Source organism: Anaerovorax odorimutans (genome assembly GCF_024459955.1).
Classification (GTDB): domain Bacteria; phylum Bacillota; class Clostridia; order Peptostreptococcales; family Anaerovoracaceae; genus Hominibacterium; species Hominibacterium odorimutans_A.
Genome location: NZ_JANFXK010000092.1, coordinates 1 through 501, shown reverse-complemented (window position 1 = coordinate 501; position 501 = coordinate 1). Strand labels below are relative to the sequence as shown.

Sequence of the window (501 nt, the reverse complement as noted above, 5' to 3'; positions counted from 1 at the left end):
GACAAAAGAAAGGAGCCAGAGCCATGATGAAACTCACATACAGCAAACAGGGCGATTACCTGCTGCCCGATCTAATCGCTCACAAGGAGCCGGAAGCCAGTCCGGGCAAATACGCATACCTGCGGAGGGAGTATCTGAAGGAACAGCATTACGGAATGTTCCTAAGCCTGCTGACACAAGGGACGTTAAACCAGCACCTGACGGAGATACAGGAAGCGGCTCAAGCCCGAATGACGCAGATTACAAGGGAAATGGCAAGAAACCAGCAAGTAAACGAACAGCTGAAAGCGGACAACCCGATGCTGTGGGTTGGACAGATGAACAACATCCGACAAGCAGCGGAGGAGATCGTAATGCAGGAACTGATCTACAGGTAAACGCAGCGCAAGTACCTTCCTTGGAAGGACAATTATCTTTTCTTGATCGTATGGCAGAGGAAACGTCCTCTGCTTTTTCTTCTCCCCAGAAAGAGGTGGTCAGAGAATCTATTGAGAAAACCGC

General features: G+C 49.9%; 1 protein-coding gene. It reads left to right on the top strand.

Annotation, left to right across the window (positions count from 1 at the left end; genetic code table 11):
* Nucleotides 1–377 (top strand): TnpV protein (locus NE619_RS18000; RefSeq protein ID WP_330640856.1); only part of this gene is annotated, 377 nt, incomplete at its 5' end.
* Nucleotides 378–501 lie beyond the last annotated feature (124 nt).